A 14191-nucleotide genomic window follows, 5' to 3' on the forward strand; every position below is an offset into this window, starting at 1 on the left:
TCGTAAAATCCCACTCACTCGTTGTTCAGTTTTCAAAGATCAATGTCTCGTTTGTCGCTCATTTTGTCTCAGCAGCGACCTTTATAATATATCACGGCGCCCACGTTTCAGTCAAGCTTTTTTTTAAAACTTAATTTTCTTGTCTGTCTTTCTAACGCTTCTGAATTGAATTAACTCTTCAGAGGGACGAGTTATAATTTATCACATTAACAAGGTTTGAGTCAACCCTAAATATTATGCCATATATAGTATTCTACAAAATTAGGAATAAACAAAAAAAGAGAGTGCAAATGCCCCTCCCTATCCTACAGTATAAATCTTATCTCTACATGACGTAACGTACGGTGTGACCATCCCCGGCATTAGCATCTGCCCAAGAGGTTATTTCTCTAATTAATGAACGGGAAACAAGCTTTCTTAATATAATAGGCAGTTCAGCTTCCAAATGACTCAGACCAGGCTGAATCAATAACTCCTCAACGCTCCATGGCTCATTACGACTACCCAGAATGGTTAAAAGCATCGTGCAGCAATCGGCCATCTTCGACATAATTGCAAATTCACAGGCCAATAATACAAGCTCCACTCTCTGCTCCAACGTTTCGGTGCTAATCGTTAACTCCTCATACAATTTATAAACCGATGTATTCTGACTCTTCAGTTGGTCCCACACAGCCGGTTCTGGAAACCTGCCGCCTTCACTTACCTCAATGCGCGCCCAATGATATAAGGCAATTAAGACGCAATTGTAAGCGTCCATGATACAGCCGGCTGCAATATAACGTTTTGATTTCACATACATATGCAAGAACCGTGAAATCTCCATAAATAAAACACGTTCCTTAAGAGGCTGATCAAATTGGAGTATAGTCTGCCGCAGATTCTCAAGAATACCTTGCGGATCCCAAATTATCTCACCACCCAGCAAACTTGTAACAAGCTCATTATTATCTCCGGCGCTTACCGCCCGCTCCAAAGCCTGAATATCGACATGCAACGTCTGGGTACGCAAATCACCATCGATCGAATGACGAATAATCCGTTCCTTTTCCAGTTCATTATGCAGCATCAATACAAGCCTATCGTATTCGTGAAGCAGTGCGCTTTGAAAAGGAATATTTCCCTGCTGCCGCAAAGTGACGACGCCAAGAACACTCTCATCAAACGTTTCTCCACTTATTATTGTCAAATTGGATAGTTCCATGCCTTCCCTCCATCAAATATGGCGATTTTGCGTCAGTTCAGCTATAATTCAATTATAATATAATTCTACTTATTCATGTTAGTTCCTTCTGGACGTGAGAACTATATTTTAAGTTAGGAGCAAATACTCATGATTTTTAAATCAGCTAAAATTAATGCTTTTCGTACATGGGGATTGCTGCTTACCATGCTGGGTATGGGACTAATGATTCTCGGGACTGCCGGTATTGTGTTCTGGGGGCACGCGGGAAAAGTTGTAGCTGCAGTTGGGCTAGTGATTGGATTGATTTCGATGATGGCAAGTCTAGCTATATATTTTTGGGCAGGCATGTTGTCTACGAGCGCTGTACAGGTGGACTGTCCCGAATGTCACAAGCTGACCAAAATGCTAGGCAAGACAGACCGATGTATGTTCTGCCATACGATTCTAACTATGGACCCAGAACAAGCCAATATCACGGCAGAGCAACTTGAAAGTCAACAGCTCAAATCATAAACAAAAAATAAGGGGCTTCCGATTGCGGGAGCCCCTTTGCTATAGCCTGTTACTTGTGTATTTCATTCAGCTCTTTCCATGCCGACTGGTTCGCAAAGCTGCGGTTCCAAGAGCCTACTCCTCCAAGTCCATATGACTTCGAAAGCTGAACTCTCGCTTTAAGTGATATTTTATCTTCAATCCATATTTTACGGGGTATCCCGTCTTCCTTATATTCCACATAATTCTGTCCTGATTCTTGATCTAATTTCGGCTTTAACTTCTTTGAGCTAATAATCTCAGCAACCGCATCCATGCTTACAGCTTTGGAGCTCACCTTGATCTTTCCATCCACCTTAGTCTCAGACCAGATACGGGTGTACAAAGGAATGCCTAAAATGATCTTCTCAGGCGATACGTCATCTTCGTCGATGATCCGGCTTATAGAGTTCTCTACCCACGGCAAGGAAGCGACAGAACCCGCTAAAGGGCTTGATGCCCAGTGTTCATCGTAAGCCATAACTATGATAAAGTCAGCGATTTCTCCGAGAGCCCGGCGATCCAAAAACAATGACCACATTTCGCTGTTCGATTTTGGCGTTACATCTATAGATACAATTAGATTTTTGGCCTGTGCCATCGGCTTCAGCTCCCGCATAAATTGCGTGACATTATCGCCATCCTTCGTATGCACATTCTCAAAATCAATATTGATCCCATCCAAATCATACAGGTCGGAATATTCAAGCATCTGGACAATGATCCGCATACGTTTTTCATAAGTAGACAGCGCCACCGTAGTCATGTCTGCCTCAAAGCTGTTGGATAGAAGCCCCCATACCTCCATGCCCTGACTGTGGGCCCATTGCACATATACGCTGTCCGCTTGACTGCGTACATTCCCTTCCCCGTCTACAATTCGGAACCAGGTTGGGCTAACCACATTAACACCAGGAAGCTTACCGATCGATTTTGGATTTGGCTTGCGCTCATACACGGCTTCCCAGACCAGGTTCACGGGTTTACCTTTCCAACTTCGCTCTGCGCGTGTTGGGGATAACGGCTGTACTTTTACTACTTTATCACCATTGGGAAGAATATCTTTATTCTGGGTCCAACCTGTATATCCATTGCTCATCTGTACATAGATCCAGTCTTCATTGGTTTCCCAAATCTTCACGACAGTCCCGGGGGTCATATCTGCCACAATCGGAGCATGAATGGTTGCTTCATTCCGAAGGGGAGTGCTTTTTGCACCTTTATCTCCCTTAACCTTACCAAGCGGAACACTATCACCAGCGAGCATCAACTGAACGGCTCCGGTCACAGTATCTTCCTGTATTTCAAAACCATATAAGTCCTTCAAGGTTTCTGCAGGAAGATAAGTAAATCCAGTCTTTTCCTCTGGGGCTAGCCGCAGCTGCAAAGGTTTGTTATTCAGGCTAGCCTTAGTTGTATCTGCTTGCATATATAGCAACTCACTGTCAGTTGATAGAATAACCGACTTGCTCTCAGCCTCGTAACGAATGGAGGAATCAACATATTCCTGTAAAAAGGGCAGGGGTATCAGCAGACTTTCTCCGGTACCTGAAGCGGAATACTCAGTTAAAATACCCTTAACGAATAAAGGCTTGTCCATCCCTTTCCAGTCGGGATCTACATGCAGACGATTCGGCATTACATAAAATACGACCCAATATACAGCAGCCGCTATAATAAACAGTCCCAGCAGGCGGCGAAAAAGACCTCCGCGCTGTTTCACACGCTTCTGTCTCTGTCTTCTGTCCAAAATTAAATCCTCCATATGATAGCTATTTTTTGAGAATACTAAGATTGCCAAGAAGAAACGGCTGCGCCGTCCTTAATGGATGGCACCCGTTTCTCGTAGAAATATAAGCAAAGTATGGTGGAAACTTATACTTTCTTATATTTGTACAAAAGCGGCATAGCCGCCCTTGTAGAATACGTTTACGGAGTCCATTTGGTTTCCAAAAAAATAAAACGTGATTCCTCCGATTAAGGATTCAGCACGTTCTTAAAACTTCGGCAAGCATTTTGCCTCGGATCAATTCTATTATGATTTCAAAACTGCTACTCAGTGCAGCATTGGCAAACCCCATATAACTCCATTCGCAATCCTTTGATCTTAAAGCCGGTAGCCTGCTCCGCACGGTGCTCCACCTCGTGAAGGGATGGGTAACTGAAATCTTCAATCTTACCGCAAATCTGGCAGATGACATGATAATGATCAGATACATTCGCATCAAAACGGCTGGAATTATCACCATAGGTTAATTCACGAACCATACCAGCTTCCATGAACATTTTTAAATTATTGTATACAGTTGCCACACTCATACTCGGAAACTTGGGTTCCAGTGCCCGATAAATGTCATCTGCCGTAGGATGGTTCATCGCTTCCATCAAATAGGTTAATATAGCATGACGCTGGGGCGTAATACGGACACCGGTTGTCTTCAGTTGTTCCAATGCATGCTGAACGCCACTCCCCATCAATGTCACCGCCCCTTATGGTAAAACATATTTATTAATCTACTTATAATTGTAAGACTGTGCTTTCATTATTGTCAACGCAGTCTTTACATTATATTTATTATTATATAATAAATATTACTTATTTCAATATTTCCTCACATTTAGGTTGCTGTTTCCCTCCAAGTGAAGCTTATATTCGCCCGTGCCAACTTTTCCAGAGAGTGTTTTTTTATCAATAAAGAGTTCTGGAATATCAGAGGATATATCCCCATACCCGCTAGAACCCTCCACGGAATAGCTTCCATCTAAAGGTAGGAACAGATCGAGATCACCCACTGCACTGTATATATCCCAATCTCCACCAATTTGGCTTGAGCGAACATTGATACTGCCATTAAGAGATTCCGCGTGAACCTTCATTCTAGCCTCTGTGACGGTCAAATTCCCGTTTTTACTAAAAATATCGGCAGTACCACCGCTATTGACAGCCGCAACGTTCCCAACAGCTGTAGAAAGCTTTAGCGGGCCGATAACATCCCATGCATTCATATCCCCGCCGCTTGTTGAAAGATCTACACTCCCTTGAACGTCTCGAACACGAACGCCCCCGTTAAGCGTCTTTCCAGTAATGTCTCCATATACTTTGTGCAGTATGAGCTCACCATTACCGGTTTCCAGAGAAATATCTTTAATTGCTTCTACGTTTTGCAGCGTTATCCCGCCATTCATAGTTCGTACCTGCAGATTAAAGCGACGATCCTCAGGAATTAAAATATCCATATCGATACGTGGTTGGCGTTTTCCGGACTCTCCATAAGACTTGCCCTTGGGGGTTATCTTAATGTTCGAACCCTCAGTGACTTCAACGAAGGACTGCTCCGAAATCGCCTCCGCCATTACTCCCTCCAACTGATCCACCCACACGGTGGCTACAATCTCTATATCCTCAACCGGAGCTCTATGCAGCAAAATATCACCGTTAATCGCTTCAATGGTTAACTTAGCCGATTTCAGTTCAACCGGAACGATTAGAGTGGGCTTCTGATATTTGTTACCTGTCGCTTGCGCATAATCAACGGCTGCTGCTGTCAAATTTAAATTGACCCGGTTCCATAAATGAATATAGTGCTCTTGTTCCACCACTATAAATACACTGGCTGAAATTACGATTGCTGATATCACTCCGCCCACATCGAGTCTAAACTTTTTGCCAGCAAGAGATGTGCCAGAGCCCGCTCGACGCGTAGAAAAATACATAAGTAAATACTCTATGCCCCATAACACAGGAACAACAGGCCACCATTTGAGGAGTAGGAGCATATTTTCGGTATGGTCTTTCCAGTCTATTAGCTGTAAAACCCCAACGCTTATAAGGAGGAGGACCGCAGTAAACCTTCCAATCCGAAATATATTGAGGTTTCCGCTTCCTCTGCGCTTGTTAATTCTTTGGACAATCTCACGAGCACCCAGAAGTACACCAATACAAATAAGTACTCCTGCAACAGTCACTCCTGAATAAATTTCAATGTAAAACTGCAGCCAAACAGGCTTTTGACGGAACAAAAAAAGTAATGCGCCTCCAAACAGTAGTAATAGACCGAACGAAATCCCAGGTTCACTAACTAAAGAACGACGCTTGGAAACTGGGGAAGCCGAATTCAGATTAGAATCAACCCCATCTTCATCCTTTGCTCCGTTATGATTAAGAAGATTTAGAATCCGATCTGAAGTTTGCAGGACATCGAATACGTTATAGAAATAAAGCACAGGAATAAGCAGGGCCAATAAAATAAGCAGCGGCACATTGATCTGCATGCCAATAGAAGAAAAATAAAGTAGGGCCGCAATATCCAACAAGATAATAAAAATCAGTGAAATTCCTTTGCGGAGAAGCCCCAAATACAAATGTCCAGTTCCCGGTATCAGTACCGACAGCAGGCCGGCAACAAATTTATATTTCCTGGGTCGGCGTCGTTTGGGACGTGGAGGAATAACTTCACTCACGCTATCCATTCCATCAGATTCCAAGATTTCAGATTCATTCAATTCTTCGGTTACCGGGTGCATTTCAGGTTCATTTATCATTTGGGAGCTCCTCCTTTCTTCCGAATCTTAGAGGGATCAGCATGTCTCTAATTTACCGATACGGTTAAACTCAATAAGTTCCACACCCGGAGCCACTTCCTCTATTCCAGCAGCGATAAATCCATGTTTGATATATAAAGAAACCGCTGGCGTATTTAGCTTGCCGGTAGAAACAATAAATTGTTCCATGCTGTTATAGTGCTCAAACACATAATTCAACAGACTGCCTGCAATCCCTTTTCGAAAGTGATCGGGGTCTACCATCATCCGTGTAATGGTGAGCTTACCGGGTGACTCTTCCTGTGTTGCCACAGCCCCCATAATATCTCCATCCTCACTCAAACAACCGTAAAAGGTCTCCGAGCTGCGGCGGAGCATGTCCCTGGTCTCCAAAAGCGGTGGAATATCCAGAAAGCCTATGAGCTGAGCTTCCAAACGGTAAGCTTTATGCTGAAGAGACCATAGTTCATTGATCGTGAGTTCATCCTGCAGATCCAGCTTCACAAATTCATTCATGTTATCAATCCCCTTATAGACCGCGAAGAGCTTGTCGTTGCCGACAAGCCCTCGTTATAGGTTACTCCATTATATTACCCCAACAACAGACTAGCTGTTCAGAACCTCTGCCAAAAGCTTGTTGGCAAGCCCAGGATTAGCCTTACCTTTACTCTCTTTCATAACTTGTCCTACCAGGAAACCTATTGCTTTCTGCTTACCCGCTTTGTAATCCTCTACAGATTGCGGGTTAGCCGCTACAACCGCTTCTACAATTCCTTTGATGGCACCTTCATCGCTAATTTGGACTAAGCCCTTCTCCTCAACGATGGCCGCAGGCAGCTTCCCGCTCTCCAGCATCTCCTTGAAGACAGTCTTCGCAATCTTGCTGCTGATGGTCCCGCCAGCTATAAGTCCGATCATTTCACCCAGACCTTGAGGGGTAATCTTCACATCCGAAAGCTCGAGGTTATTTGCATTTAGATAGCCGAGCAAGTCACCCATGATCCAGTTAGCCAGAGACTTAGCATCTTGAGTGTAATGAAGAGCTCCTTCGAAGAAGTCAGCCAGCAGCATAGAAGAGGTAATCACACCTGCATCATAAGCGGTGAGACCGTACTCCTCACTATAACGGGCTTGCCGAGCATCTGGAAGCTCTGGAATCGTAGCCCGAATGGACTCCTTCCAAGCGTCACTAATATGTAGCACGATCAGATCCGGATCCGGGAAATAACGGTAGTCATGTGCTTCTTCTTTACCCCGCATGGATAAGGTCTTACCGCCTGCCTCATCCCACCGGCGGGTCTCCTGGACAACAATACCGCCGTCATCCAAAATTTCACCTTGCCGGAATTGTTCATATTCAAGTCCGCGAAGTACTCCGCGGAAGGAATTCATGTTCTTGAGCTCAGCCCGGATACCAAATTCCTCCTGACCTATAGGCCGAAGACTGATATTGGCATCACAGCGCATGGAGCCTTCTTCCATCTTGACGTCAGATACATCACAATATTGCATGATGGCCCGAATCTTCTCCAGATAGGCGCGCGCTTCCTCAGGGGATCTTAAATCCGGTTCAGAAACGATTTCAATAAGAGGTGTTCCTACCCGGTTGAAATCAACGAGAGAAGCAAATCCACCATCTACGTGAGTCAGTTTACCTGCATCCTCCTCTAGATGGAGGCGGGTAATTCCGATCCGCTTGGTCTCACCGTCCACTTCAATGTCGATCCAGCCGTTCAAACCGATGGGCTGATCGAACTGCGAGATTTGGTAAGCTTTTGGTGAATCGGGATAGAAGTAGTTCTTACGGTCGAACTTACTGACATCACCAATGGTACAGTTAAGTGCCATAGCTGCCTTCATTGCGTATTCCACCGCTTGCCGGTTCAGAACCGGCAGGACGCCGGGGTGACCCAGACATACGGGACAAGTGTGTGTATTAGGCGGAGCCCCGAATTCTGTGGAGCAGCCGCAAAAGATTTTGGACTTTGTATGAAGCTCTACGTGAACTTCCAGTCCGATAACCGTTTCATATTTAGATGACATAGTAACCCATTCCCCTCCTTTTGGAAGATATTACAGCTGTGGACGCTGCTTGTGGTGCTCTGTATTTTGTTCAAAGGCGTGCGCAACGCGCAGCACTGTAGTCTCATCAAATTCTTTGCCAATAATCTGCAGCCCTACAGGCAGCCCATCCGCAAGACCGCAAGGAATACTAACCGCTGGAATGCCCGCGAGACTTACCGGAATGGTAAGGATATCGTTCAGATACATGGTCAGCGGATCTTCGGTCTGAGAACCCAGCTTAAAGGCTGTCGTTGGAGCCGTCGGTCCAATGACAACATCATAATTCTTAAATACTTCATCAAAGTCCTGTTTGATGAGGGTACGGACTTTTTGTGCTTTTAGGTAATAAGCATCATAATACCCTGAACTTAGCGCATAGGTACCCAACATAATACGACGCTTCACCTCTGGTCCAAATCCCCGGCTGCGGGAGTTCAGATACAGGTCAAGCAAACCACCGCCTTCATCTATACGCGTACCGTAACGAACGCCGTCGAAACGAGCTAAGTTAGAGGAAGCTTCTGATGAGGACAGCAAATAATAAGCTGCTACTGCATATTCAGTATGAGGTAGGGATACCTCTTCCCACACAGCACCTAAACCTTCCAGCACTTTAAGGGCAGCAAGTACGGACTCACGGACAGAGGCGTCAACGCCCTCACCTATATATTCCTTAGGTACAGCGATACGTAGTCCCGTAACGTCACCGGTAAGTGCACTTAAATAATCAGGAATCTCCACCTTGGCAGATGTAGAGTCCTTAGGATCATAACCAGCGATAGCTTGCAGCACATATGCCGAATCTTCAACATTACGCGTAACCGGACCGATCTGATCCAGTGATGACGCAAAGGCCACCAGGCCGTAACGAGAAACCAAACCATAGGTTGGCTTAAAGCCTACTACGCCGCAATAAGAGGCTGGCTGACGGATAGATCCGCCGGTATCTGAGCCAAGCGCAAAGAATACTTCGCCTGCCGCTACACTAGCTGCGGAACCGCCGCTTGAACCGCCGGGAACGCGTTCCAAGTCCCACGGATTGCGAACCACTCCGAAGCTGGAGTTCTCATTAGATCCGCCCATAGCGAATTCATCCATATTCAGCTTACCCATGGTCACAGCATCAGCCTGTCGAAGCATAGCGGTTACTGTCGCATCGTAAATCGGTTGAAAGTTAGTCAAGAACTGACTAGCGCAGGTCGTACGCAGCCCTTTGGTTACAATGTTATCTTTAATTCCTGCAGGAAGTCCAAACAACAGACCGCGTGATTCTCCAGATGCCAACTTATCATCCAAAGACCGAGCTGTCGCCCGGGCACCCTCTTCATTTAAAGTCAAGAAGGCATGAATGTCTCCGTCTCGCCGTGCAATAACGGACAAGGATTCTTCGGTCAACTCACTGACCGATACCTCTTTGTTATGCAGCATATTATGTAATTCGGGTAATCGATATTCAAACAGACTCAAGATTACATCCCCTTTCCTATATCTTTGATCTATTCCAGAACAGCAGGCACTTTAAAATGTCCATCTTCATGATCAGGAGCGTTAAGTAACGCTTCATCTTGGCTAAGGCTCTCTCTAATCACATCGTCACGCATTACATTACTGACCTGTAGAACATGTGTAGTTGGCTTAACATTATCCGTATCCAACTCATTTAATTTTTCTGCATATTGTAAAATAGCATTCATTTGTTCTGTGAATGTTGCCTCTTCCTCCGGGCTTAACTGCAAACGGGCCAGCTTGGCCACATGCTGCACATCCTTGACCGTGATGCTCATAAGAAATTTCCCTCCTAATGTAAAGGGCTAAAGCGCCCGGATTAACGTTACTAATTATATTGTAGAAGCTTGGACAATTCAATGAGCTTGTATTTCCACCTGCATTTTCACATATGAAAATGGCCCCACAAAAGTGGAGCCTATGTCTTCCTGCATGCTTATATAGTTTTGTAAAAAGCCGGATTTGGCCGGCCTTCCGTTAAATCCAAGCCCGAAGATTCACCTGTTTGATGAATTCCGCCTGGGACAGGGTCTCTTGTGAAATAATTTCTGGTTCTTCCGCCTGGGCAGATTCGCCGTTCATTAAATGATGGAACAGCTTCTCATTGAAAGTAGATAATGCGTAATCAATCAATGCCTCGTGTGTAGCTCTTTCTGCCTCAACGATCAGCAACTCTTCTTCCGCCTCAATATCTTCTGCAGTGACGTAGAAATTCCGATTCGCCTGTGGTACACGAATGACATAATCAAATGCGTTATCTGGATTACGGTCATAAGCAATCAAGTAGCCATAATCCCCGATAGGAAGATTTTGCTCGAAAGCATCCGCAACAATGATAATCTTTTCTCCTAATTGCAGCATCGCCCTACCTCCTCGAATCCATATCTATCATGGTTTACTTATTTCAACAGTCTACTAAAAAATGATAGTGATGTCTACTAGGAGAGGGCAGTTAATCTATAAGCTTTTTTCTTCCAGTTATAAGAGAAGCTCCGATAATACATAAAATGATAAGAAGTCCCGCAGAAACTAGCGATCCGGTCAAGGCCGACCCCATACTCTTACTGCCTTCGGTAAGGAGTTGAGCGGAGTAAGCCGGCAAACTTGCCGGTGTCCATTCGAGCCAGTTCGGTAGAAAGCTGTTGAGCAGCGAAAGTGCTGCCGCAGACAATAAAGCCATAAATGCAGCAACGGGACCGCGAAGAAAGGCACTAAAAAGCAAGGTTAGCGATTGAATACATAGCAGCCACAGACCATATATTCCTGTAGCGAAAATGACGAGCATCCACGATAAGTCACCAATCAGTTGCCCGGTATAATAGGCTGCCACTGCCGCTCCAAATCCCAGACAAACAGCTAGCAGAATCAGCTGTGCAACCCATTTGGCAAAAACAATACTTATCATAGATACGGGTCTTACCAATACCAGCTCAGCAGTGCCGCTATAACGTTCACCGGACAAACTATTCATTCCAGCCAGCACAAGGACCAAGAGGCCCATCGTTCCATACTGTCCCAAGGCTTGGGCCATCGTAGCCGCAGCTCCCGGCATTTCATAAGACTCAAGCAGAGCCGGCGGAACATTTCCTGATGCCTTTAATATTTCGGGCATATAATAGGTTGTCAGCGGCTGCATGATGCCCAATATAATGAACACCACCGGAATCCAGGCCAGCTTATAGCTGCGGACAAGCTCCAGCATTTCTTTTTGGCTAAAAATCCACATCCCCCTCATGATCCTACCACCTTCATAAATAAATCCTCCAAGGTAGAGGATCCCGCTTCAAAATGCAGCAATGGAATCCCAAGTGCCGCCGCTTCCTGTACAATCACTTGGCGGGCCTCCTTAATATCGCTCACATTAAAAACAGCATCCTCTCCTGACACTTGGCCCTCCGTTACAAAAGTTCTAGAGGCAATGGATTGCAGCCACTGCACAGCTTGTTCCTGCTTCTCTACGCGCATACGGATAACAGGGATACGGTATTTGGAACGGAGGGCTCCTAATGTTCCTTGTTCAGCAATCACACCCTGATTGAGCAGTATTATGTCATCACATATTTCTTCAGCATCATGAAGTACATGCGTGGAGAAGATAATCGTCGTTTCCTCCCGAATCTCCCGCAGCATTTCCATCACCTCGCGCCGCCCGATGGGGTCCAGTGCAGATACAGGCTCATCCAGCAGCAGCAATCGGGGACGATGCACCAGTGCTTGGGCAAGTCCCAGCCTCTGCTTCATTCCACCGGAATATCCGGCAATCCGGCGGCGGGCAGCATCCTTCAAGCCTACACGCTCCAACACCTCGGCAGCCATCTTTACTGCATCCCGTGATCCTAATCCGCTAAGCTTGGCGGCAAAAACCACGTACTCCTCACCACTCATCCAGCCGTAGAAGGACGGGGATTGAGGTAAATATCCTAATTGTTGTCGGTAATCTGATCCAGGAATGGCCCCTTCAAAGCTAATACTGCCGGAGGTGGGTAATAGAAGACCCGCCATCATACGGAGTGTAGTTGTTTTGCCTGCGCCGTTCGGTCCAAGCAGGGCAATACAGTGGCCTTTCTCTATATCAAAATTGATGTTATTCACAGATAGATGTTTTCCGTAACTTTTAGATAAGTTTCGGACCTGCATAAGAGACGGCATTAAATATCCTTCCTTCCAAAAACGAAATAAGCGATGGAGCCAATGATATTACCAAAGATAAGAATAAAAACCCATAGCCACTTGGGTCCTCTCGTAGCTTCTGTTCTTCGGAGAGAAAACAATCCGATGACTGCCAGCAACACTTGAAGCGCCAGTAAAGGCCATAGTAATGACCAATTAATTTCGTCCATAAGTACATCTCCTATATAAAAGAATGTTATTCTTCTTATCCCTCTGTTCCCTTGCGCCTTAAATCAGGAAGCACTACTACTAATAAATAGACCACGGTCGGCATCGGAACCGTTGTAACTCCCCATAAGCCCCAGAACCATGCTCTCTTCCCCCGTCTCCGAGCATTGCGGAACAAGCAAGTTCCTTGCAGCAGAACTGCTAAAACAATCAGAATAACCAAAACTACCGGTATATCACGCAGCTCATTCATTCTTCCGCACCTTCTCCTTTCCGGGTTAGGCGAATTACAGCGGCAATCACGAGTGCTGCCGCCGGTACGGCTCCTTGAATCACCAGATAAAACAATGGAGCTTCCAGCAGTAAAATCAGGCAGGAGCCCATTAGACATAAGGAGAGCAGCCAAAAGAGTAGCATTTCTTTACGCTCTCGGTTGCGGCGATTGATCGCCTCAGCCTTTATTTGCAAAGTGAGTGCGCTTAGAGAAGGAGGACTAAGGTCTAAATAAACGTTATCCAGACGGTCAAGCCCTAACTTTAACTTCTCCAGCAGAGGGTCTGGCAGCTTCTTATCCTCATTATTCATCTTCACCCAGCTCCTTTCGCAATTGTCGCAGCCCGTAAGCTACTCTAGATTTAACCGTCCCCTCTGGAATTTGCAGCATAACTCCTATCTCCTCATAACCATAGCCATAATAATGCTTCAATAGAACAGCCATCCGCTGAGGTAAGGGCAGGCGGGATATAGCATCCAGTACGTCACTCCACTCCTCATTGCGGCTTTCGAACTGCCAACGAATGGACCGGATGCCTTGCTCCTGCCTAAGATTCCATTCCTTTTCCCGTTTACTTCGCCTTATTCGGTCTATGTACAATCGGGTGGCGATGGTTATCAACCAAGAGGAAAAAGAGGAGGAGCCATTATATGAAGTAATCTTCTCCATGCTCCTTAACATCGTATCCTGACATATATCTTCTGCGAGAGAAGGATCCAAAGTAACCTTAAGCAAATATTTGTGCAGGAAGGTATAATGGTCCCGGAGCAGTTCCGCTAATGCTTCAGCATTTCCCTGTTGAGCCTTCTTAATTATTCTCCGATCACATTTAATCATCTGCTCCCCCGCCGCTCCGCTGAAATGTCATTCATAATACGATTCAAACCTAACTATCGTTCAATGCTATCCAATACTTTTTTTAAAATTTATTCCGGTGCTCCCAAAGCTTAAGCCGCCACTGCTGAATATGACCTCTTTCATTAGGAAATCTCCAGAAAAGAGGAGTGGGAATATTATCGGACGGCAAAGATGAGCGGACCTGTTCACGGCACCTATTATATGTATAGTATTCTTCCACTTCTCGGCAGATAATCCCGTCCTCCTCCTGAGAAAGTTGCTCTATTACCCTCTTATCCGCTTCGAAATATCCCCCTAGATCCAGAAGATATTGCAGGTCTGTTCTCAAGAAAAGTTCCCCCTTTTTCAGCCATTATCTCTATAAAAAGACAAAAAAAAGAACGCAAACCGGG

Annotated in this window: 17 protein-coding genes; 1 reads left to right on the forward strand and 16 read right to left on the reverse strand. The window is 45.4% G+C overall.

Going from position 1 to position 14191, the window contains the following annotated elements:
• Positions 1-325: 325 nt before the first annotated feature.
• On the reverse strand, positions 326-1204 hold the full coding sequence (locus J2T20_RS24675) for a nucleotidyltransferase-like protein (protein WP_307592506.1): 879 nt from the start codon (positions 1202-1204) through the stop codon (positions 326-328).
• 129 nt (positions 1205-1333) lie between these two features.
• On the opposite strand from J2T20_RS24675, the gene J2T20_RS24680 reads away from it, so the two are divergent.
• Entirely contained in the window at positions 1334-1699 is a 366-nt protein-coding gene (locus tag J2T20_RS24680) for a DUF2614 family zinc ribbon-containing protein (RefSeq protein WP_307592507.1), read from the forward strand.
• A gap of 49 nt (positions 1700-1748) precedes the next feature.
• Here J2T20_RS24680 and J2T20_RS24685 read toward each other — a convergent pair whose 3' ends face one another.
• The 15 genes from J2T20_RS24685 to J2T20_RS24755 form a co-directional block, all read right to left on the reverse strand.
• Positions 1749-3482: a glycosyl hydrolase family 18 protein gene (locus J2T20_RS24685; protein WP_373457857.1), complete on the reverse strand. Its 1734-nt coding sequence runs from the start codon at positions 3480-3482 to the stop codon at positions 1749-1751.
• Positions 3483-3769: 287 nt separating this feature from the next.
• Positions 3770-4192 carry a peroxide-responsive transcriptional repressor PerR gene (gene perR / locus J2T20_RS24690; RefSeq protein ID WP_307592510.1) on the reverse strand — a complete coding sequence of 141 codons (423 nt, stop codon included), beginning with the start codon at positions 4190-4192 and terminating at the stop codon, positions 3770-3772.
• 126 nt (positions 4193-4318) lie between these two features.
• Entirely contained in the window at positions 4319-6259 is a 1941-nt protein-coding gene (locus tag J2T20_RS24695; RefSeq protein WP_307592512.1) for a DUF4097 family beta strand repeat-containing protein, read from the reverse strand.
• Between the two features lie 36 nt (positions 6260-6295).
• Positions 6296-6775 carry a GNAT family N-acetyltransferase gene (locus J2T20_RS24700; RefSeq protein ID WP_307592514.1) on the reverse strand — a complete coding sequence of 160 codons (480 nt, stop codon included), beginning with the start codon at positions 6773-6775 and terminating at the stop codon, positions 6296-6298.
• A gap of 90 nt (positions 6776-6865) precedes the next feature.
• Entirely contained in the window at positions 6866-8302 is a 1437-nt protein-coding gene (gatB, locus tag J2T20_RS24705) for an Asp-tRNA(Asn)/Glu-tRNA(Gln) amidotransferase subunit GatB (RefSeq protein ID WP_307592516.1), read from the reverse strand.
• A gap of 30 nt (positions 8303-8332) precedes the next feature.
• Positions 8333-9790 (reverse strand): Asp-tRNA(Asn)/Glu-tRNA(Gln) amidotransferase subunit GatA, encoded by a 1458-nt coding sequence (gatA, locus tag J2T20_RS24710; protein ID WP_307592518.1) that lies wholly within the window; start codon positions 9788-9790, stop codon positions 8333-8335.
• A 29-nt stretch (positions 9791-9819) separates the two neighbouring features.
• Positions 9820-10107, reverse strand: a complete 288-nt coding sequence (gene gatC, locus J2T20_RS24715; protein ID WP_307592520.1) for an Asp-tRNA(Asn)/Glu-tRNA(Gln) amidotransferase subunit GatC — start codon at positions 10105-10107, stop codon at positions 9820-9822.
• Positions 10108-10306: 199 nt separating this feature from the next.
• On the reverse strand, positions 10307-10690 hold the full coding sequence (locus J2T20_RS24720) for an ATPase (RefSeq protein WP_307592522.1): 384 nt from the start codon (positions 10688-10690) through the stop codon (positions 10307-10309).
• Positions 10691-10781: 91 nt separating this feature from the next.
• Positions 10782-11564: an ABC transporter permease subunit gene (locus J2T20_RS24725; RefSeq protein WP_307592524.1), complete on the reverse strand. Its 783-nt coding sequence runs from the start codon at positions 11562-11564 to the stop codon at positions 10782-10784.
• Entirely contained in the window at positions 11561-12478 is a 918-nt protein-coding gene (locus J2T20_RS24730) for an ABC transporter ATP-binding protein (protein ID WP_307592526.1), read from the reverse strand. Before J2T20_RS24730 ends, J2T20_RS24725 begins: the two co-directional genes overlap by 4 nt.
• On the reverse strand, positions 12478-12669 hold the full coding sequence (locus tag J2T20_RS24735) for a PLD nuclease N-terminal domain-containing protein (protein WP_307592528.1): 192 nt from the start codon (positions 12667-12669) through the stop codon (positions 12478-12480). Before J2T20_RS24735 ends, J2T20_RS24730 begins: the two co-directional genes overlap by 1 nt.
• A 35-nt stretch (positions 12670-12704) precedes the next feature.
• Entirely contained in the window at positions 12705-12920 is a 216-nt protein-coding gene (locus J2T20_RS24740) for a DUF5652 family protein (RefSeq protein WP_307592530.1), read from the reverse strand.
• Positions 12917-13252, reverse strand: coding sequence for a DUF5345 family protein (locus tag J2T20_RS24745; RefSeq protein ID WP_307592532.1), 336 nt, complete (start codon positions 13250-13252; stop codon positions 12917-12919). Before J2T20_RS24745 ends, J2T20_RS24740 begins: the two co-directional genes overlap by 4 nt.
• On the reverse strand, positions 13245-13778 hold the full coding sequence (gene sigY / locus J2T20_RS24750; protein WP_307592534.1) for an RNA polymerase sigma factor SigY: 534 nt from the start codon (positions 13776-13778) through the stop codon (positions 13245-13247). The genes J2T20_RS24745 and sigY overlap by 8 nt, the downstream gene beginning before the upstream one ends.
• Positions 13779-13860: 82 nt before the next feature.
• Positions 13861-14127 (reverse strand): hypothetical protein, encoded by a 267-nt coding sequence (locus J2T20_RS24755; RefSeq protein WP_307592536.1) that lies wholly within the window; start codon positions 14125-14127, stop codon positions 13861-13863.
• Between the last annotated feature and the right edge of the window lie 64 nt (positions 14128-14191).

The sequence above is a fragment of the Paenibacillus wynnii genome, from assembly GCF_030812855.1.
GTDB classification, from domain to species: Bacteria; Bacillota; Bacilli; order Paenibacillales; family Paenibacillaceae; genus Paenibacillus_AQ; species Paenibacillus_AQ wynnii_A.

Coding starts and splice junctions, on each gene's coding strand:
- J2T20_RS24700 (WP_307592514.1), bottom strand. CDS start 6,775: ATGAATGAATTTGTGAAGCTGGATCTGCAGGATGAACTCACGATCAAT.
- perR (WP_307592510.1), bottom strand. CDS start 4,192: ATGGGGAGTGGCGTTCAGCATGCATTGGAACAACTGAAGACAACCGGT.
- J2T20_RS24695 (WP_307592512.1), bottom strand. CDS start 6,259: ATGATAAATGAACCTGAAATGCACCCGGTAACCGAAGAATTGAATGAA.
- J2T20_RS24735 (WP_307592528.1), bottom strand. CDS start 12,669: ATGGACGAAATTAATTGGTCATTACTATGGCCTTTACTGGCGCTTCAA.
- J2T20_RS24685 (WP_373457857.1), bottom strand. CDS start 3,482: ATGGAGGATTTAATTTTGGACAGAAGACAGAGACAGAAGCGTGTGAAA.
- J2T20_RS24730 (WP_307592526.1), bottom strand. CDS start 12,478: ATGCCGTCTCTTATGCAGGTCCGAAACTTATCTAAAAGTTACGGAAAA.
- sigY (WP_307592534.1), bottom strand. CDS start 13,778: ATGATTAAATGTGATCGGAGAATAATTAAGAAGGCTCAACAGGGAAAT.
- J2T20_RS24720 (WP_307592522.1), bottom strand. CDS start 10,690: ATGCTGCAATTAGGAGAAAAGATTATCATTGTTGCGGATGCTTTCGAG.
- gatB (WP_307592516.1), bottom strand. CDS start 8,302: ATGTCATCTAAATATGAAACGGTTATCGGACTGGAAGTTCACGTAGAG.
- J2T20_RS24680 (WP_307592507.1), top strand. CDS start 1,334: ATGATTTTTAAATCAGCTAAAATTAATGCTTTTCGTACATGGGGATTG.
- J2T20_RS24740 (WP_307592530.1), bottom strand. CDS start 12,920: ATGAATGAGCTGCGTGATATACCGGTAGTTTTGGTTATTCTGATTGTT.
- J2T20_RS24745 (WP_307592532.1), bottom strand. CDS start 13,252: ATGAATAATGAGGATAAGAAGCTGCCAGACCCTCTGCTGGAGAAGTTA.
- J2T20_RS24725 (WP_307592524.1), bottom strand. CDS start 11,564: ATGAGGGGGATGTGGATTTTTAGCCAAAAAGAAATGCTGGAGCTTGTC.
- J2T20_RS24675 (WP_307592506.1), bottom strand. CDS start 1,204: ATGGAACTATCCAATTTGACAATAATAAGTGGAGAAACGTTTGATGAG.
- gatC (WP_307592520.1), bottom strand. CDS start 10,107: ATGAGCATCACGGTCAAGGATGTGCAGCATGTGGCCAAGCTGGCCCGT.